The following is a 19,515-nucleotide window of genomic DNA, read 5'->3' as shown; positions in this document are numbered from 1 at the left end:
TTTTTTAATAAAGTTGATTAATAGAATCTACGTCAAGGTATTCCGACTTTGAGGTGGATGTTTCGTTAAAAGCCTTATCCAGGTCTTCGTCAAGGAATTCGTCTCCTTTTACGACCATATCCACATAGTCCATACTTTCGATAACAAAAGTTTTTACACTTGGATTATCTAACGCTTTTAATCCTGAAATATTATCAAATTTCAGCTTTTCGTCAATATTTGCAGCTAAAGCAGCATCCTTTTCATTGTATAAAGAAAGGACAATTTTTGCATCTTTGAAATAGGTATCTGATTCGTAATACGTTTTAAGATAAACAGGAACAAAAGAAGACATCCAGCCGTTTAAATGAATCACGTCCGGAACCCAGTTTAATTTTTTGATGGTTTCGATTACACCTCTGGCAAAGAAAATCGCTCTCTCGTCATTATCCTCAAAAGGTTTTCCTTCATCGTCAAAATAATATTGTTTTCTTTTGAAATATTCTTCGTTATCAATAAAGTAAACCTGAAGTCTTTCCCCCGGAAGAGACGCTACCTTAATGATAAGAGGCTGATCAAGATCATTAATAATAATATTCATTCCGGACAGACGGATCACCTCATGAAGCTGGAATTTCCTTTCACTTATTTGTCCAAATCTTGGCATAAAAACTCTTACATCATTGCCTTCATTGTGCATCTTAAGTGCCATTTTGTTTACCACTGCAGCCATATTTGTATCTTCCTGATATGGATACATCTCTGTAGTAATGTACAGTATTTTTTGATTCGGCATAAACTTCTATCTAATTTTTGTAAAAATGCTTTAATGCGCAAAATTACGAAAAAACATTCAACATTAGTTTAATTAACATTTTTTTACGATAATTAGCGTGCTGAAATTATTAAAACAGTCTCTAAGTGTATCATTACTATATGATATTTTTAGTATTTTTGAATTACTATTAAAATAAACTATGGAAGTTTTAAAAAGCAAGAAGATTCTTCAGGATTTCATTGAAAGACAGAAGGAAATGGGAAAGAAGATAGGTTTTGCACCTACGATGGGAGCTCTTCACAATGGCCATCTATCGCTTTATAAAAATGCAAGAGAAGAAAATGATTTAGTGATTTCATCAATTTTTGTTAATCCTACCCAATTTAATAATCCGGAAGATCTTGAAAAATATCCGAGAGATATCAATAGAGACATTTCAATTCTTGAAAAATCAGGACTTGTAGATGCGGTCTATATTCCTGAAGTAACCGATATTTATCCTGAAAAAACGGAAAGCCAACATTATAATTTCGACGGACTGGAGGATGAAATGGAAGGCAAATCCCGGCCAGGACATTTCGATGGCGTAGGAACAGTTGTAGAAGAACTTTTCCGACAGGTAAAACCCGACAATGCCTATTTTGGCGAAAAAGATTTTCAGCAGTTGGCTATTATCAGAAAAATGGTTGAAAAGAAAAAACTTCCGGTCAAAATAAAAGGTGTTCCAATTTACAGAGCAGAAAACGGATTAGCTTTAAGTTCCAGAAATCAAAGGCTTGATTCAGATCGGCGAGAAGCATCAAAAGTTATCTATGAAACCTTAAAAAAAGTCAATGAATGGTTTCGTGTCATCACGATTCCCGAAATCAAACAGAGGGTACAGGATATTTTCGACAATCAAAGAGGAATGCAGCTTGAATACTTTTTGATTGCTGATGAAGAAACGTTAAAAGAAACAGATTTTTTCTATAAGGACAGAAATTTCAGAGCGTTTATCGTAGTGATTGTAGACGGAGTACGATTGATTGACAATATGCATTTGGATTAAAAAGAATAGGCTGAGGTTGAGGCTTAGACTAAAGATTTGAGACATTTACGGTAAGATACAGGCGTTACTTTCGGGTAACGCTTTTTTTGAAAGAAAATAATAGTGAGCATATAAAAAAAATCAAAGGCCTCCTGAAGGAAGCCTTTGAAACACCAAATCACAAAATATTAATATGAAAAAAATTTACTTTTCAGTAAACTTGTGACCCGGCTGGGATTCGAACCCAGGACCCATACATTAAAAGTGTATTGCTCTACCAGCTGAGCTACCGAGTCGGCCACAATTAATAATGATAAATATAAAACAAAATTCTTATTTTTCAGTATTAATTATTTCAATTTTCTGCAGTGCCTGCGACTGGACTCGAACCAGCACATCCTTAGGAAACCACCCCCTCAAGATGGCGTGTCTACCAATTTCACCACGCAGGCAATAAAATTACAAAAATCTAGTAATTTTTCGCTTGTGACCCGGCTGGGATTCGAACCCAGGACCCATACATTAAAAGTGTATTGCTCTACCAGCTGAGCTACCGAGTCGGCCACTTTATTATCAAGTTTTCATTTGAATAATGTCCCTTGTTTTAAGTGGTGCAAAGATATAGCTTTTTTTTATTTCTCAAAACTTTTTTGCAAATTTGTTTAAAAAAAATCATGATAATTTCACTGGTCGGATACATGGGAAGTGGCAAATCTCACATTTCCAAAATATTAAGCGAAAAACTCAATTTTAGGCTCATTGACCTCGACAAAGAGATTTCTAAACGAAATAAATTAACCATTCCTGAGATATTCGAGAAAAAGGGAGAAATATACTTTAGAAAGCTTGAACGGGAGACGCTTGAAGAAATTCTGGCTACAGAGGAAAATGTGATCCTGAGCCTTGGTGGCGGAACTCCTGCTTATTACAATAATATGGAGATCATTAACAGTAACTCAAAAAGTGTTTTTTTAAGGGCTTCTGTAGGCACTTTATCAGAAAGGCTCAGCAAGCAGAAAGAAAAGCGTCCTCTGATTGCCAATATTTCAGATGAAGATCTCCCGGAATTTATTGCAAAGCACCTGTTTGAGCGGAATCTTTTTTATGGCAAAGCGCAGTTTAATGTAATTACTGATAACAGAGAGCCTGAAGAAATCGTTGCTGAGATAATAGAAAAGCTCTATCACTAGAGCTTTATGTTTGTTAATCATCTTCGGAATTGTCACCATCTTTTTCACCAAAAAAGTCATCCCAATCGGTAAAATCAGAAGAAATATCATTTTCTACATAATCATCCATATCTCTTCTGTCTTTTTTCGTGGGTCTTCCTTCACCTCTGATTCTGTAATAATCCTGAGACATTTTGCGCATTTTCAAAAGTTCATACTGCTCTTTATCCGTCACATCTTTTATGTGAAGCGGAACCAGCTTCGCTCCTATTCTGCTTTTTGGGATCTGTATAACTTTTATTTTATAGTCAATCTGATTTTTACGGATCTTGATCACATCGCCTTCTTTCACCTCCTTAGAAGACTTCACCACCGAATCACCAATAGAAACCCTGTTTTTTTTAATTTCCTCAGTAGCAATGGTTCTGGTTTTATAAAAACGAATGCTCCATAAAAATTTATCTATTCTCATAATTTTTTATACTTTTGTCGTTATATTATTTGTAAAGTAATTAAAGTTTTTGAAATGAAAAAAATATTTTTATATATCCTTGCGGGATCTCTGTGTTTTTCTGCTTGTAAAAAGGATGATGAGGTTGAAACTTTTGTAGAACCGGATGACATAGCAGTAAGAAATTCATATGATGATCAGGCTATTCAGAAATTCATGGATGAGAATTATCTCGATGCACAAGGAAATATAAAAGCTTTCAGCTCAACAGATACTGCTGATGATAATGAAAAAAAACTTTCTGAGCTTAGCCCTGTAAAGCTTCCTTCGGGGGTGATCTACATTATAAGAACCGGCGCTCAACCATCTGCAGGTGTAACATTGGAGACTAATCCTACCGCAGATAATGCAACACAGATCAGAACAATGATGAGAGCGAACTATTATCTAGCTACAGAAAATGACGGAAAAGTTTCTTTTGGCAGTGCAGGAACACTTTTAAACACGATTAATGGCTCAGGATCTCCTGTGACAGACCCCGCATTTTATTATGTTAAAAAATCTATAGTAGATAATACCAACAATTCTACTGCAGCAAAACAGAGAAGCTATTACGAAATCGAAGGGCTTCAGGAGGGATTAAAATATTTTAAAGGTTTTGCCGACAAAGCTGACGGTGATGCTTACAATTTGCAGGGGGTTATTATTGTTCCGTCAAGAGCTGCCTTTGCAAGAGATACACATTATAATTATACCGGATATTCTCTCCAGAATAATTGTTTTGTATTTAATTTTGAAATTTATAAGGCTAATGTAAGGCCTGAAGGTGATAAATAACAAAAAACGCTTCAAAAAATGAAGCGTTTTTTTTATGTTTAAAAATTTGATTTACTTTTTACATTCCCTAAAATATCCGGGAAATAGAGATCCGAAAGATGGTCAAATTCATCACCCCTCATAAACATGCTGGCATCTACTTCCTCATAAGAAGATCTTCCGGCAGCAGCTATGAGCTCATTACAGGTATGAAGCGTATTCTTATGGAAATGATAGACCCTTTCCGCCTTATCAGTAACATCCAGACCTTTGATAAGCATTTTATCCTGAGTCGCAACGCCTGTCGGACAATTATTTGAATTACATCTCAAAGCCTGTATACATCCCAATGAAAACATAAATCCTCTCGCATTATTACACATATCCGCACCCATAGCAATAGCTCTCAGAATATCAAGACTTGTCAAAACCTTTCCGCTGGCAATCACCCGTAATTTATTTCGTAAGTTGTAATTTTTCAATGTTTTGTTGACAAAAATTAATGCAGGTTCCAACGGCATTCCTACTCCATCAGAAAATTCCGGTGGTGCAGCTCCTGTTCCTCCTTCCGCACCATCAATGGTTATAAAATCCGGATAAATTTTAAGCACATTCATCTGAACACACACATCTTCAAACTCTTTTGTATCTCCTATACAAAGTTTAAATCCAACAGGCTTTCCTCCTGAAAGCTCTCGCAGCTGCTGTACAAACCTCAGCAATCCTGCAGCATCAGAAAACGCTGAATGTGATGGCGGTGAAATAATAGTCATTCCCGGGGTGACGTGACGGATCTTAGCAATTTCAGGGGTGTTTTTAACGCCAGGCAATACTCCGCCGTGTCCGGGTTTAGCTCCTTGTGACAATTTAATCTCAATCATCTTCACGTTGGGAAGATTGGAATATTTTGCAAAAAGCTCAGGATTGAATTTTCCTTCGTCATCTCTACACCCAAAATATCCGGTTCCGATCTGCCAGCAGAGATCACCTCCTTCAAGATGATAGGGAGAAATCCCCCCTTCTCCTGTATTATGATAAAAGTTTCCTTTTTTTGCACCTCTGTTAAGAGAAATCTGGGCCCTGTCACTTAATGATCCGAAACTCATTGCTGAAATATTAAATAAAGAAGCATGATAAGGCTGGCTACACTGTTCTCCTCCCACCCATACTCTCGGAAGTTCCTCTGAAGGAGATTTTGCATAAATGGAATGTTTGATTCCCTCATATTTGCGGTGATTAACTTCCAGTTGTGTCCCGAAAGCGACAGTATCACCTAAATTTTTAGCTCTTCGGTATACTGCAGAACGCTGATTTCTCGGAAAAGGCTTTCCGTCCGTTTCCCGTTCAATAAAATACTGTTGCATTTCCGGTGAAATACTTTCAAAAAAATATCGGAAATAGCCTAATACAGGAAAATTTCTCAGAATAGCATGTTTTGTCTGATAGGTATTATGCACACCCAGCGCATAAATTGCCGTCAGGAGAATGGGTATCCAGTAATGCGCCCTGATCAGCAACGCCACAACCCACGTAGCAATTACCAATACAATCCCCCAAGATAAAAACTTATCTCTCATGAATGTAAAATTTAAAGTTAAAAATTAAATGTAGTGGAAATTTAGCAGAAACCCTAGGCTTTCGCTAAAAAACTTTCGTAAGAAGATTGCACAGAAACCGTGCCATCTGACAGTATTTTTTCTAAGTTCAGGAATTCAATCTGATTGACACATTCAGGATCAAAATCTTTTTGTACCCTCACATAATTTTCTGTGAAGCCAAACATTTTCCCGTCCTTATTTTCATGTTCCCAAAGTACAGGAAGTGTTTTTCCAAGCTGCGTCTGGTAGAATGCCATCTTTTTCTTTTCGGAAAGAATTCTGAGCATTTTATTGCGTTTTTTTCTTTCAGGAATAGGAACTATGCCTGCCATCTCGGCAGCTTCGGTATTTTCTCTTTCAGAATAGGTAAAGACATGGAGGTAAGTAATAGGAAGTTCATTAAGGAAATTATAAGTTTCCATAAACAATTCTTCTGTTTCACCGGGAAAGCCAACAATTACATCAACGCCGATTGCTGCATGAGGCATCACCTCACGAATTTTAGTAACCCTGTCTTTATATAATTTAGTAAGATAGCGACGCTTCATTTTTTTCAGAAGCTCATCGCTTCCGGATTGCAGCGGAATATGAAAATGCGGAACAAAACTTCTGCTCTTAGAAACCAGCTCAATACTTTCGTCTTTCAAAAGATTCGGCTCAATGGAAGAAATTCGGATTCTTTCTATTCCTTCTACTTTGTCGAGCTCAGAAATTAAATCCAAAAAAGTATGCTCATGTCTTTTGTTTCCGAATTCACCTTTACCGTAATCCCCAATATTTACTCCCGTAAGAACAATTTCTTTAATATTTTTCTGAGAAATTTCTCTGGCATTTTTAAGAACATTTTCAATGGTATCTGAACGCGAAATCCCTCTTGCTAAGGGAATTGTACAGTAAGTACATTTATAATCGCAGCCATCCTGAACTTTCAAGAAAGCTCTTGTTCTGTCCCCTATGGAATAACTTCCTATGAAAAAGTCAGTTTCTTCAATTTCACAAGAATGAACAATACCTTCACTTTCAGATTTCTCAAGATCATCCAGATAGCTAAGAATATTGAATTTTTCTTTAGCTCCAAGAACTAAATCAACTCCTTCGATTTGTGAGATCTCTTCTGGTTTAAGCTGTGCATAGCATCCGACAATCACGACAAGCCCTTCGGGATTGGCCTTCATTGCTCTTTTTACATGCAGTTTACACTCACGGTCGGCATTTTCCGTAACTGAGCAGGTATTGATCACATAGACGTTTGCTTTATCATCAAAACTCACCTTTTCATATCCTGCATCTGTTAATTGACGGGCAATAGTAGATGTTTCCGCAAAATTTAATTTGCAGCCCAAGGTATGAAATGCGGCAGTTCTGTGAAATTGAGACATTTATTGATCCTGAATTTTGTGGGTGCAAAGATAATCAATTTAATATAAATTGTAAATTGATTCACTCTATTGTTTGAATTCATCCCTGAGTTCCGGGCTTTTACAATGTAAGAAAACGGATATTATGTGCTAAGAAAATGAGTTTTATTGTATGTTTGAACTTGTAGGAGCTATTTAACCAAGCATTTGATTTTCATAAAAAACTGCCACTTTCGCGGCAGTTTAAATTTTATTCCCTGTTTTTTACCATCACCCAACCGGAATATTTGATCGGGGTGTTCTTTTTATCATTTTCATTCCAGGTTACAGAGTACCAGTAAGTGCCGGTAGGAACTTTTTTACCTTCCATGGTTCCGTTCCACTTGTAGCCTCTGAGTTTATCTGCCTGAAATACTTTATTGCCATATCTGTCAAAAATATTAAATACCAGATTCTGTTTATTTCCCAGTGCAGAATAATCAATTACATCATTGATTCCGTCTCCATTCGGCGTAATCACATTTACTAAGTTGGGAACAACGACTGTGATCGTAATAGGCTCGCAGTCATAAGCATCTTTAAGGAAAACATGATTATCACCTCTCGGCATGTTGGCAAATACGTTAGATTCCTGCCAGTTGATGCCATCCGTAGAATATTGGTAAGGAGCCTGTCCGCCTGCAGCATTTATTGTAACTGTATTATTGGCAATATCAACAGACGAAATCACAGGTTGTTCAGACGCATATACCGTTACCGTTTGCTGCGTTATACAAGTTCCTGTTTTCAGCTTTACCCAGTAGGTTCCTACTCCTACATTAGATATTGTCTGTGTAGTAGCCCCAGTACTCCATTCGTAGGAAGCAAAGCCCGGCCCTGCGTCAAGCGTGGTTTTATCTTCCATGCAAATCGTTTTATCCTTCAAAACATCCGAATATACGGGCGGAATGACAATCAGATTGACTTTTGCAATGGCGTAGCAACCATTTGCATTAGTAACTTTTATAAAGACCGCTCCATTAGATGAAATATAGTTTGCGAAATTCAGAATTGGATTTGTATTATTCTGTGCATCAGTTAAAGAAGGAAAATACGTTTTAGTTCCTGTCTGAGTGGTTACCGGCGCTGTTGTAAGATTAAACAAAGCCGTTGAAGGATTAGATTCAATAAAGCATGATCTTAAAGTTGCTTCCGAAACGACAACCTGAGGATAGAACTTCAGGGTAATCTGTGCTGTTGCCACACAGCCGTACTGAGAGGTAATTTTCACATATACAACTCCTTCAGCAGAAACAAATGTATCAGCATTGGTAATTGGATTAATCCCAGCATTAAGATCACTCATCGTATGGTAATATTGCTTTACAGCAGTAGGATCTCCGAATACGGCAGCTGTAGTAAGGTTAAAAGTTGCAGTCCCTGCATTATTATTGTTACATCCGTAAATCGTGACATTATTCCCAGTAATAGTCCCCTGCTTAAATTTGAAAGCACCTACCTGTCTGCAGGAGTTTATCGGGTTATTAGGATCTGCAGGATCCTGGTAGTGAATACTGCAATAATAGGTCGCAGTAGTACTCACCGTCTGTGGTGTAAGAATAGGATTTGCTCCTGAAAGCGCATTATTCTGTGTTGTATGATAACTTATCTGGAAATTGGCATTTCCATTCAGTATACCCGCTGATAAAGTACTGAAATCAAAAACAGCCGGATTCTGGCAGATGATAATTTCTCTTGGATCTGCAGGGTTTGCTGCAGGAGCTCCTGGCGGAGTGAATGGCTGCGTCTGAATATTCGGGTTCGTAAACGGCGAAGCAAGTGTTGCGGTTCCGCCCCATGTCAGTGAGAAAGGGGCCGTGATGGGATTAAAAACGTCCACCCAGTTGTCTATGTACAGATAATAAGTCTGGCCCGGCAACACATCAAGATATTTACAATAAGGCGTAAGAGAACCTCCTGCCGCACTGGTAATAGTACTAGTCATGTTGAGCCCGGTAGCAGCTCCAACTCCTATAACCGTTGCGGCATTGCATCGTATGGGCGCCCCAAGATTTCCGCAAGTCGCATTAGGACCATATACTGCCCAGTCGTAATCTGCATCCGGATCACTGGGAACAAGATTAAAAGTTAATGTTCCGCCAGTTGCAATGGTAATTTTATACCAGATCGAATTATGCTCGCCACTTATGAGGCAACCACCTAAATTTTCATTGGTTGCACCAATACCAGACGGAGAATAGGTAATGTCTGAATTTCCGCATACTGAAAGCGCTGTTGCGCAGTCTGCCTGAGAATATAATGCTCGCGAAAGTAAAAGTAAAAACAGGAGTAAATATTTCTTCATGCTTTTTCAATTTGGTTATGATTAGTAATTACTTAGAGTATTTCAAATATAACCATTTTGCAGCAATTTATCTTAATTTATTTAAAATAATTCATTAAAAATGAAATAAAAATCAAATATTCTCAATAAATCATTTTATACTGGTGATATTTCCGCAAAGGTTTTCGAGATGAAAAATTTTATGGAAAGGGCTTTTTACCTGATGCAGATGTTCCTTATCCCGGATAAAAGTATAGCGTGAAGCAATAGAATTCATATCCGAAACAATCACCAGCCAGCATTCATCGACAGAAGTATCGTAATAAGGGAATTTTTCGTTCTTTTTTTCGATGAGCTCTAGAATTTTTTCAGAACATAATTCGTCAAAGAGATTCATATTGTACTCGTGCGTGATGAAAACATTTCTTCGATGAAAAGATTTTCTTATGCTCTTGACACAGCCAACCGGTTTTCCGCGTCTGATACTTTTGTAAATATTCAGAATAATTTCCTGTTGATTTTCGAGAGTATCGGGTCGGATATTTGAGTGAAATTCTAAAAAATAAACACCACGATATTTCGTAGTGTCTTCCTGTTCCAATAATATTTCTGCCTGACGGAAAATTTTATTTAAGCTGCTTTCGATCTTTTTCATTTCAAGATGATTGATCACTTCGGTCAATTCTATTCCGATTTTTTTGTCATTGAATTTTGCAATAAAATCCGGACTTTCACAAGTCAGATCTTCAAATTTAACATCAGGAAAATGATGCATAAAGGAATTAAGAAGCAAGATCTCTGTCTTTTTCTTGTATTTTTCACGGTCGTGAAGCGGGGACTGATCTATTGTACGGTGGTATTTCTCAATCGGCTTCTTTTTCAAATGTCGATTCAGATAATAAAGGCTTAGATTTTTAATTAAATCTTCATCAGAAAATGCTTTTTTCATGTGCTTGCTTTTTATTATTATGGAACACATAAAACTTCAGCTTTCAGGTCATGAAGTTTTGATTATCAAAAATTTATATTTTAAAGGTAAGTAAAAAAATGATTATTATTATTCTTTTAAACATAATTATCCAATAATTAACATATTGTTTACTTTCATATTTAATACCTTTGACCTTTCAAATATAAAACTGTGATGCATGGATTTTAGAAACTTTACAATGCCTTTCGGCGTTAATCCCAAATATTCTAAAAAAGTAGCTTATTTTTCAATGGAATTTGCCATAGAGCAGGTTTTAAAAATATATTCCGGAGGTCTCGGATTTTTAGCAGGATCTCATATGAGAAGTGCTTACAATCTGAAACAGGATCTTGTAGGAATAGGAATTCTGTGGAAATTCGGCTATTACGATCAGGCCAGAAATCATGATCAGACCTTACAGCCTGTCTGGACAAAAAAAATGTACAGCTTTCTTGAAGATACCGGTATAAAATTCCAGATTGAAATCCATAGTGCGCCGGTTTGGGTAAAAGTATGGTATCTTGATCCTGAAATTTTCCATACGGCGCCCATGTTCTTTCTTTCCACGGATGTTCCGGAGAATGATCATGTATCAAAAACCATCTGCCATAAACTGTACGATGCCAACGAGTCTACTAAACTGGCACAGTACATACTTTTAGGAAAAGGTGGAGCAAAACTTCTGGATGAAATGAATCTTGACAGGGATATTTATCATCTGAATGAGGCTCACGGACTTCCGGCAGCATTTCATTTACTTAAAAAATACAATGGAAACCTCAACAGAGTTAAAGAAAAACTGGTTTTCACAACACATACTCCCGAAGAGGCTGGAAATGAAAAGCACAATCTTAGACTTTGCTATGACATGTCTTATTTTTCAGGCTTCAGCATGGAAGATGTAAAAAGAATTGAAGGTTCCAGCGACGACCGCTTCAACCATTCGCTTTGCGCTTTAAAAATGGCCCGCATTGCCAATGGCGTTTCGCAACTCCATGGTGTGGTTTCCAGAACGATGTGGAGCAAATATGAAGGCATCTGTGAAATAACTTCCATCACCAATGCACAGGAATTTAAATACTGGTCGGATAAAGTACTTTATAATGCCAAAGATGTGAATGATGAAACTATTTTCGACTATCGCAAAAAACATTTAAAGAAAAGATTATTCAATATCGTTGCCGACCAGACCGGTAATCTTTTTAATCCGAATATTTTCACGATTGTCTGGGCAAGAAGATTCGCAGGTTACAAACGGGCAGATCTCCTTCTACAGGATAAAGAAAGATTTTACAAACTCTTAAATCACCCTAAATATCCTGTACAGATTATATGGGCAGGAAAGCCCTATCCGATGGATTATTCGGCAATTTCTATTTTTAATTCCCTGGTGGAAGAAAGTAAAAACAACAAAAACATGGCGGTACTCACCGGCTACGAACTTTCTTTAAGCAAATCTTTAAAGCAGGGCTCTGATCTTTGGTTAAATAACCCAAGAGTTCCAAGAGAAGCATCCGGTACTTCCGGGATGACTGCTGCCATGAACGGATCAGTAAATCTATCAACGGATGATGGCTGGATCCCTGAGTTTGCAAAACATGGGGAAAATTCTTTCGTGGTTCCGAAGGGTGAGTATGAGAGCATGAGTATTTATGAGCAGGATAATTATGACATGAATAAACTATACGAAATTCTTGAAAATGAAATTCTTCCTGCTTATTATGATAATCCGAATAAATGGAGAAAAATCCAGTATAATTCGATGAACGATGTGAAAGACCAATTCAACAGTGACCGAATGGCGGATGAGTATTATAAGATTCTTTATAACTATAACGGATAAATACAAAACCGGCTTGAAAAATTTTCAAGCCGGTTTTATAAATTAATCTTTTTTCTTTTTTTCTTTAGGTACTTTCAAACCTTTTTCTCTTGCTTCAGAAATACCTATGGCAACCGCCTGTTTTCTGCTTGTCACCTTTTCTCCGGAAGAAGATTTCAGTTTTCCTTCCTTGAATTCGTGCATTACCTTTTCTACTTTGTCCTGAGCTTTTTCTGAATATTTGGTCTTGCTCATAATATTTATATTTTAAGATTTTGGTACTGAAACTCCTATTTCATACACTTTTGCGTGTTTCAGATATTTTGAACGTTCCCTTGAGGTAACTGACTCAAAATGATCATTTTTAATGACAACAATAGGATCTTCCGTGTTTTCTATTTCGAAATTAGCCAGATATCTTTCATCCGGTGGCGATTGCTGTAATTTTGCTTTTATTTTCTGTAATTCATCCGCATACTTTCTGAATCCCGGGTCAGAAGAATGAATGAATTTGTATTCATCTCCGGCATCTACTAAAAAATGCAGTTTTTTATCCAGTAAATGTGCTTCATTACAGATTTCGGGATTATCATTTCCATCCTTAAATCCTACCTCCACCAGTTCACCATTTTTCTTCTGAGCGCATTCTTCCGCATCTTTATAACTTGAAAATCCTGTATATACAATGGTATCGTTTAGTTCGTACCGGTTCAGTTTTTGGTTAAAGGCATTCGTTTCCATAATTATTATTTATAATTTGATTATGCTTATCAATATTCAATTCTTTTGCCAAAGCTTAGTTTTAAATGCTTTTTTTGCCATCCATAAAATTATTATATTTGAAAGCTTAAAATAAAAAATGAAAAGATTTATATTAACACTTACCATAGCTGCTGTATTTCAAAATTTAACTGCGCAGGAGATCACTTTAGACAAAATATATTCAGGATATTACCGCGGAAAAGGCATTGCCGGCATTACTTCCATGAAGAACGGTGAAAATTATCTGGTCATCGAACAGGGAGGAATTGCAAAATATTCTTATAAAACCTCGCAGAAAGAAGGAAATATTGTTGATGGACGGTTTGAAAGCTATGAGTTTTCTGATGACGAATCTAAAATTCTTCTGTTAAAGGAAAGCGAGCCTATTTACAGACATTCTTTTCTTGGAAAATTTGAGATTAAAGATTTAAAATCAGGAAAAACGGTTACTTTATATGATGGAAAATTTGTTCAGGAGCCTAGATTTTCACCGGACGCTACAAAAGTTGCATTTATCGCTGATAACAATTTATTCTATCAGGATTTAAATTCGGGAAAAATTACACAGATTACAACAGACGGTAAGAAAAATTCAATCATCAACGGACTTGCAGACTGGGTATATGAAGAGGAATTCGGGCATGCCAGACAATATGAATGGACAAAAAATTCTGATGCGATCGTTTTTGTAAAATCAGATGAAAGTGAAGTTCCGGAAATTTATATTCCTATTTACGGTAAAACGCTTTACCCATCTGAAATGCGCTATAAATATCCGAAAGCGGGAGAAAAAAATTCTAAAGTTTCGGCACAGCTATACCGTCTAGATAATGGAAAAACAACACCTTTGAATTTAAGCTCGTTTAAAAATTATTATATTCCAAACGTTATTCAGACCGCAAAAGCTGACGAAATTGTTTTGATTACTTCGGAGAGAGTTCAAAATGCTTCCGATGTTCTGAAAGTAAATACCAAAACGGGAGCTGTTCAGAAACTGTTCACCGAAACGGATGACAAATGGATTGATACCGACAGTCCGACTTTGGAATTTTTAGAGGATGATTCTTTCCTTTGGGGCTCCGAGCGTGACGGCAACCGACATTTGTACTGGTATGATAAAGACGGAAAGCTGAAAAAACAGGTTACGAAAGGAAACTGGGAAGTAACCGATTATTATGGATTTAATCCAAAAACAAAGGAAATTTACGTTCAGACAACAGAAAAAGGAAGCATCAACAAAGTGGTTTCTAAGGTAAATATTGAGAACGGAAAATCTCAGCTCATTTCAAATGCGGAAGGGAATAATTCTGCAAGCTTCAGCAAAAATTATAATTACTTTATTGAAACATCATCTACGGCTGCAAAGCCCTATACTTTTGTTTTGAAAGACGGAAACGGTAAGTTGGTAAAAGAACTTCAGAACAATGAGGCACAGCTTCAGAAACTGAAAGCAGATAATTTTGTTGAAAAAGAATTCATCACCATCCCGAACGAAGCAGGTGACCAGATGAATGCATGGATCATTAAGCCTAAAAATTTTGATAAAAATAAAAAATATCCTTTGTTTATGTTTCAGTACTCCGGTCCGGGGTCTCAGCAGGTTGCCAATTCATGGGATAACGGAAATGCTTTATGGTTTGAAATGCTGGCACAAAAAGGATACATCATCGCTTGTGTAGACGGACGCGGAACGGGCTATAAAGGAGCTAAATTCAAGAAAGTAACGTATATGAATTTAGGAAAATATGAGATTGAAGATCAGATTGCAGCGGCAAAATGGTTCGGAAATCAATCTTACATCGACAAATCCAGAATCGGAATGTTCGGATGGAGTTTTGGAGGTTATATGACCAGTTTGGCTATGACAAAAGGTGCAGACGTTTTCAAAATGGGAATTGCCGTAGCGCCGGTTACCAACTGGAGATATTACGATTCGGTATATACGGAAAGATTCTTAAGAACTCCACAGGAAAATCCTGATGGATACGATAAAAATTCGCCAACTGAATATGCCAATTTATTGAAAGGAAAATTCTTATTGATCCACGGAACTGCCGATGACAATGTACATTTCCAAAATTCTATGGAATTCTCGGAAGCATTGATTCAGAACAAAAAACAGTTTGATTTCATGGCTTATCCTGATAAAAACCACGGAATTTACGGTGGACAGACAAGACCGCAATTGTATCAGAAAATGACTGATTTTATCTTGGAGAATTTATAATTTCAAGTAAAATTTAAATATAAAAAATCCGAATCTTCTAAAGTAGATTCGGATTTTTATTTTCTTTCCATCCATTTCTCGGGATCTCTGGAAGTATGAAAAATGGAATATATTTCAATTAAATTTTTGTTTTCATTGTAAAAATAATGAACCCATAAGGAAATTTTTTAAGGTAAGCTATTCTGTTATCATCATATTTGATTTCTGCAGATAAGGGATTCTCTTTAATAAAAATGATTTTTGTACGAAACTCTTTAATAAAATTGTTTGAAAGTTTTTTATCTATTTTCCTATACCAATCGTTTATCTCTTTTAAATCCTCTTTTGCAAAATGACTATAAATTAATTCAATCGCCACTTTCTAAATCCTTTAAATAAGTATCCATTTCAGATTCGGAAACAAAACTTTGTGGGTTTTTTCTTGCGTATTCCGCCCGTCTTCTCACCTCTTCTTTCTGCCATTCAGGAACTTCGTATTGTTTTCCTTTAATATGTTTATGTTTCAAAAAATCAATAAAATCATTTACTTCCTCATAAAAATTTTCAGGAAGCGTTCTGATATTATTTTCTAAATCTTTCAGTGTAATTTCCATTTTTTTCATCTTATTTAATTCAAAGTTAATAAATTTTAAAATTCTATATTTGTGAAATTTGAAATTTATCAACTATGAAGACTAAACATCCTAAGGGACTGCCATTCCTCTTCTTTACGGAAATGTGGGAGCGTTTCGGGTATTATCTGATCCTCGGAATTTTTGTATTGTATGTGATCGAGCCGACTGGCGCAAAAGGTGGCCTTGGGCTTCCAGACAAAACAGCAGATGACATTTTCGGGACTTATATTGCCTTGACTTATTTAACGCCTTTCATTGGTGGCTTTTTGGCAGACAGAGTGTTAGGATATATCAAATCTATTTATTTAGGAGGCATTTTAATGGCTGCCGGATATATCGGGATGGGTGTTTTTAAAGACCTTACCTTGTTTTATTCTTCTTTAGCATTAATTATTATCGGAAACGGTTTCTTTAAGCCTACTATTTCTACTTTATTGGGAAATTTATACTCTGAAGAGCCATATAAAGCCAATAAAGATTCCGGATACAATATTTTTTACATGGGAATTAATATCGGAGCTTTTATCTGCAACATTATTGCAGCATTTATGCGGAATAAGTTCGGATGGGGCGAAGCCTTTATCACTGCCGGTGTCGGAATGCTGGTCGGACTTATTATTTTTACCATCGGTAGGAAACATTATATCCATGCAGCCCAGATGAAACCTGTACAGGAAGGAGACACCAAGCTTTCTGAAATTTTGGTGAAAGTATTCTTGCCTGCAATTATTGCCGGAGCCATAGGTTGGATACTTCCCGGAAATATTTTCGGAAGTGACAGTACAGACGCCTTTATTTTTGCCTGTATTCCTGTGATTTATTTTTATGCATCACTTTATTTTAAAGCAAAACCGGAAGAAAAATCTTCTATCGGGGCCTTGCTATCAGTTTTCATGATCAGCATGTTTTTCTGGGCAGTTTTCAAACAAAACGGAACAGCTTTAACGAGATGGGCAAATTATTACACCGACAGAAGCGTCCCCGCGGCTTTGGAAAAACCTTTGGAAGGAATTTATATGGTTGAAGGGAAAAGCTATGAAAACAAGGAAGTTCCTGTTTATGACGATCAGTTCCAGTCACAGAAAGACAATGACGGTAAAGCTATTAAAGTACAGGGAAAAGATGTGTATTTTAAAAATATTTCTCCAGAAAAAAGAGCTGCATTAGAAAAAAATCCTGAAGCCAAAACATATTTATATAACACCGAATTATTCCAATCCATCAATCCGTTTTGGGTAATAGCCTTAACGCCTGTTGTGGTAGGATTCTGGGCTTTTTTAAGAAGCAGAGGAAAAGAGCCTTTGACACCAACGAAAATTGTTCTGGGATTATTTATTTCAGCGCTGTCATGTCTGGTCATGGTGTTGGCTGTCTGGGCGGGAGACAATGGGGCTGTGAAAGTTTCTCCATGGTGGCTGGTGGCTGGGTATGGAGTGATTACGGTCGGAGAATTATGCCTTTCACCTATGGGTTTATCATTTGTATCAAAACTTTCACCGGCAAGAATCACAGCACTAATGATGGGTGGATTTTTCCTTGCGAATTCTGTTGGGAATAAGCTTTCCGGAATCCTGGCAAGTACTTGGTACAGTTACGATAATAAGATGAATTACTTTCTGGTAAATTTTGCGCTGTTGATATTTGCAACACTTTTAGGGCTTTCGATGTTAAAAAGGTTAAATAAAATCATGAAGGAAAAAGGACATTAATTTCCTTCAATGATAATGAAAACAAAGCTGTAGAATCATTCTGCAGCTTTTTTATTTAAATATAAAATTAAAACCTTGCCGAAAACACAAAAAAAACTATATTTGTCAGTCTTAACAAAAATTAACAATAAAAAATGGATAATACTGAAGCATTAAGTCCGAAACAGGATGAATTTGTAGAGAATAAAGGTTCCAGACATCCGAAAGGTTTATGGGTTTTATTCGGAACAGAAATGTGGGAGCGTTTCAACTTTTATGGAATGAGAGCACTTTTGACGCTCTTTATGGTAAATTCCTTATTAATAAAAGAAGCTGATGCAGCGATCATCTATGGTGGATTTTTAGCTTTATGTTATCTTACGCCACTTTTGGGTGGTTTTATTGCCGACAAATACATCGGAAACAGAAATGCGATCCTGATTGGTGGATCATTAATGGCCATCGGACAGTTTTTGCTATTTATCAGTGCTTCTACTTTTTCAGGAAGTATTGACAGCGCAAAAATGTTTATGTGGCTGGCTTTATTCATCATTATTTTTGGAAACGGTTTTTTTAAGCCGAATATTTCATCAATGGTGGGAAGCCTTTATCCAAAGCAGGAAAAATCAAAATTGGACTCCGCATTTACCATTTTCTATATGGGAATTAATATCGGGGCATTTTTGGGACAGTTCATCTGCCCATATTTAGGAGATGTGAAGGATGCTACCACAGGAGTGAGAGATATTTTTGCATTCAAATGGGGATTTCTTGCCGCTTCGATTGCGATGGTTATCGGTACAGTAACATTCTTTATCCTTAAAAACAAATATGTAGTAACCCCGGAAGGAAGACCGATCGGAGGATTACCAAAACATAATACAAGTGCAGATTTCGAAGAGGGAGAAACACAGACTGCTAAATTCTCAGGAACAGCATTGGGAATCACAGGAGGATTATTTGTAATCTTATTTTTTGCCTTCAGATATCTTTTGGTAGGGGAATTCGGATTCAATGCTGTGGAAATGGGCCAGCTGATCAAAGGGATCATATATCCTTTCATCTATGCAGCCGGTATTTCACTTGCATTCCTGATTATGACTTCTGCTGAAAATAAGGTTGAAAGACAGAGAATCTGGGTAATCTATATCGTATCATTCTTTATTATCTTCTTCTGGGCGGCATTTGAGCAGGCAGGATCTTCATTAACATTTATCGCAGATAACCAGACTGACAGAAATATCTTCGGATGGAATATGCCCCCATCAATGGTGCAGATTTTCAATGGTATTTTCGTTGTTTTATTAGCAGTTCCGTTCAGTTTGATCTGGGATAAATTAAGAGCGAGAGGCAAAGAGCCGGTTTCTCCGATGAAGCAGGCGATGGGTCTTGCATTAATTGCTTTAAGTTACTTCATTATTGCTCATAACGTAAAAGATCTTGGAAACTCTGGCTTATTGGCGATCAAATGGTTGATGCTTCTATATTTCATCCAGACTTGTGGTGAGCTTTGCTTATCTCCAATCGGATTATCATTGGTAGGGAAGCTGGCTCCAAAAAGATTTGCTTCATTATTATACGGAGTATTCTTTATTTCCAATGCAGCAGGATATGCTTTGGCAGGTTCATTGGGAGCTTTGATTCCGGCAACAGGTGATAAATTTTCCAAGGCACAGGAAATCGGAGTAAACCTTCAGGATGTTTTAGATAAAAAAGTAACGTTAACTGCCGATCAGGTGGCTGCTTTTGAAAAAGCTCAATTACCTTTAGAGAATCCTACTTTTGCAGGATTTGAAATCCATAATTTATTTGAATTCTTTATGGTATTCGTTGTATTGTGTGGTATTGCAGCTGTAATTTTGGCTTTAATCTCACCTATTTTAAAGAAAATGATGCACGGTGTAAACTAATGTGTACTAAATAAAATATAAAC

The 19,515-nt window shown here is 36.7% G+C and carries 17 protein-coding genes and 3 tRNA genes; 7 read left to right on the top strand and 13 right to left on the bottom strand.

All coding sequences use genetic code 11. The annotated features are described in order from the left end of the window. Positions 1-4: 4 nt before the first annotated feature. The gene (locus AC3WV0_RS08345; protein WP_488845624.1) at positions 5-775 is read right to left on the bottom strand and encodes a glycogen/starch synthase; all 771 of its coding nucleotides are present in this window, start codon (positions 773-775) and stop codon (positions 5-7) included. Between the two features lie 181 nt (positions 776-956). Here AC3WV0_RS08345 and panC point away from each other — a divergent pair, with 181 nt between their 5' ends. After that, the gene (gene panC / locus AC3WV0_RS08340) at positions 957-1,805 is read left to right on the top strand and encodes a pantoate--beta-alanine ligase (protein WP_488845622.1); all 849 of its coding nucleotides are present in this window, start codon (positions 957-959) and stop codon (positions 1,803-1,805) included. A gap of 202 nt (positions 1,806-2,007) precedes the next feature. Here the strand turns inward: panC and AC3WV0_RS08335 are convergent. From AC3WV0_RS08335 to AC3WV0_RS08325, 3 genes are all read right to left on the bottom strand, one after another. Then, positions 2,008-2,080, bottom strand: a tRNA-Lys gene (locus AC3WV0_RS08335). Between the two features lie 73 nt (positions 2,081-2,153). Beyond that, positions 2,154-2,236, bottom strand: a tRNA-Leu gene (locus tag AC3WV0_RS08330). A 35-nt stretch (positions 2,237-2,271) separates the two neighbouring features. Next, positions 2,272-2,344, bottom strand: a tRNA-Lys gene (locus tag AC3WV0_RS08325). Between the two features lie 114 nt (positions 2,345-2,458). On the opposite strand from AC3WV0_RS08325, the gene AC3WV0_RS08320 reads away from it, so the two are divergent. Next, the gene (locus AC3WV0_RS08320) at positions 2,459-2,974 is read left to right on the top strand and encodes a shikimate kinase (protein ID WP_488845620.1); all 516 of its coding nucleotides are present in this window, start codon (positions 2,459-2,461) and stop codon (positions 2,972-2,974) included. A gap of 13 nt (positions 2,975-2,987) precedes the next feature. Here the strand turns inward: AC3WV0_RS08320 and AC3WV0_RS08315 are convergent, their stop codons facing one another. Then, positions 2,988-3,425, bottom strand: coding sequence for an RNA-binding S4 domain-containing protein (locus AC3WV0_RS08315; RefSeq protein WP_090000310.1), 438 nt, complete (start codon positions 3,423-3,425; stop codon positions 2,988-2,990). A gap of 54 nt (positions 3,426-3,479) precedes the next feature. Here AC3WV0_RS08315 and AC3WV0_RS08310 point away from each other — a divergent pair, with 54 nt between their 5' ends. Further along, complete coding sequence (locus AC3WV0_RS08310; RefSeq protein WP_488845617.1) at positions 3,480-4,241, top strand: hypothetical protein; 762 nt, start codon at positions 3,480-3,482, stop codon at positions 4,239-4,241. A gap of 38 nt (positions 4,242-4,279) precedes the next feature. Here the strand turns inward: AC3WV0_RS08310 and AC3WV0_RS08305 are convergent, their stop codons facing one another. From AC3WV0_RS08305 to AC3WV0_RS08290, 4 genes are all read right to left on the bottom strand, one after another. Continuing rightward, on the bottom strand, positions 4,280-5,797 hold the full coding sequence (locus AC3WV0_RS08305; protein ID WP_488845615.1) for an FMN-binding glutamate synthase family protein: 1,518 nt from the start codon (positions 5,795-5,797) through the stop codon (positions 4,280-4,282). A 53-nt stretch (positions 5,798-5,850) separates the two neighbouring features. Continuing rightward, on the bottom strand, positions 5,851-7,197 hold the full coding sequence (mtaB, locus tag AC3WV0_RS08300; RefSeq protein ID WP_488845613.1) for a tRNA (N(6)-L-threonylcarbamoyladenosine(37)-C(2))-methylthiotransferase MtaB: 1,347 nt from the start codon (positions 7,195-7,197) through the stop codon (positions 5,851-5,853). A gap of 229 nt (positions 7,198-7,426) precedes the next feature. Beyond that, positions 7,427-9,520 carry a T9SS type B sorting domain-containing protein gene (locus AC3WV0_RS08295; protein WP_488845611.1) on the bottom strand — a complete coding sequence of 698 codons (2,094 nt, stop codon included), beginning with the start codon at positions 9,518-9,520 and terminating at the stop codon, positions 7,427-7,429. Between the two features lie 130 nt (positions 9,521-9,650). Beyond that, positions 9,651-10,448, bottom strand: a complete 798-nt coding sequence (locus AC3WV0_RS08290) for a hypothetical protein (RefSeq protein ID WP_488845609.1) — start codon at positions 10,446-10,448, stop codon at positions 9,651-9,653. Between the two features lie 199 nt (positions 10,449-10,647). Between AC3WV0_RS08290 and glgP the strand changes: the two genes are divergently transcribed. Beyond that, positions 10,648-12,312, top strand: coding sequence for an alpha-glucan family phosphorylase (gene glgP, locus AC3WV0_RS08285; RefSeq protein ID WP_488845607.1), 1,665 nt, complete (start codon positions 10,648-10,650; stop codon positions 12,310-12,312). 42 nt (positions 12,313-12,354) lie between these two features. Here glgP and AC3WV0_RS08280 read toward each other — a convergent pair whose 3' ends face one another. Both AC3WV0_RS08280 and AC3WV0_RS08275 read right to left on the bottom strand, forming a co-directional pair. Continuing rightward, positions 12,355-12,546 (bottom strand): DUF6496 domain-containing protein, encoded by a 192-nt coding sequence (locus AC3WV0_RS08280; RefSeq protein WP_488845605.1) that lies wholly within the window; start codon positions 12,544-12,546, stop codon positions 12,355-12,357. 12 nt (positions 12,547-12,558) lie between these two features. Beyond that, complete coding sequence (locus AC3WV0_RS08275; protein WP_488845603.1) at positions 12,559-13,032, bottom strand: hypothetical protein; 474 nt, start codon at positions 13,030-13,032, stop codon at positions 12,559-12,561. Positions 13,033-13,150: 118 nt separating this feature from the next. Between AC3WV0_RS08275 and AC3WV0_RS08270 the strand changes: the two genes are divergently transcribed. Beyond that, entirely contained in the window at positions 13,151-15,280 is a 2,130-nt protein-coding gene (locus tag AC3WV0_RS08270; RefSeq protein WP_488845601.1) for a S9 family peptidase, read from the top strand. Positions 15,281-15,398: 118 nt separating this feature from the next. On the opposite strand, the gene AC3WV0_RS08265 is transcribed toward AC3WV0_RS08270, so the two are convergent. Continuing rightward, entirely contained in the window at positions 15,399-15,638 is a 240-nt protein-coding gene (locus AC3WV0_RS08265; RefSeq protein ID WP_488845599.1) for a type II toxin-antitoxin system RelE/ParE family toxin, read from the bottom strand. After that, a complete protein-coding gene (locus AC3WV0_RS08260; RefSeq protein WP_488845597.1) occupies positions 15,628-15,882 on the bottom strand; it encodes a hypothetical protein in 255 nt (84 codons plus the stop codon). Before AC3WV0_RS08260 ends, AC3WV0_RS08265 begins: the two co-directional genes overlap by 11 nt. Before the next feature lie 65 nt (positions 15,883-15,947). Between AC3WV0_RS08260 and AC3WV0_RS08255 the strand changes: the two genes are divergently transcribed. After that, positions 15,948-17,603, top strand: coding sequence for a peptide MFS transporter (locus tag AC3WV0_RS08255; RefSeq protein ID WP_488845595.1), 1,656 nt, complete (start codon positions 15,948-15,950; stop codon positions 17,601-17,603). A 134-nt stretch (positions 17,604-17,737) separates the two neighbouring features. Further along, entirely contained in the window at positions 17,738-19,492 is a 1,755-nt protein-coding gene (locus tag AC3WV0_RS08250; RefSeq protein ID WP_488845593.1) for a peptide MFS transporter, read from the top strand. The last annotated feature ends 23 nt before the right edge of the window (positions 19,493-19,515 follow it).

It is taken from the genome of Chryseobacterium sp. 27AL (assembly GCF_057815395.1).
Note: the sequence above shows the minus strand (reverse complement) of the source record. Positions and strands in the feature narration are given on the sequence as shown.